General features: G+C 44.3%; 1 pseudogene. It reads right to left on the bottom strand.

From position 1 onward, the window contains the following. Positions 1 to 188, bottom strand: a pseudogene (locus PA598K_RS37360) (IS1380 family transposase); the annotation flags it as partial. Between the last annotated feature and the right edge of the window lie 31 nt (positions 189 to 219).

Raw genomic sequence — 219 nt, 5'->3', positions numbered from 1 at the left:
AGGTACTGCAGAATCCGATGCGTGGGGAAGATGGCATTCATCGCTTTGGCTTGACCAAGAGACCGAAGCGCTTGATTAAACCGTATTGATTCAAGGAAAGCAAGGATGACTTTACTGCCTGCAAAATTTGTTGCGTTTCTCATAGAAAATTCCGTTTTCAACGACATGATTTTTGTGGTAGACTTCACCTTAAGGGTGCTCCTCTCTTGGTTGGTGATG

Source organism: Paenibacillus sp. 598K, from assembly GCF_003851045.1.
Classification (GTDB): domain Bacteria; phylum Bacillota; class Bacilli; order Paenibacillales; family Paenibacillaceae; genus Paenibacillus_D.
This window is presented reverse-complemented; position numbering and strand designations above follow the sequence as displayed.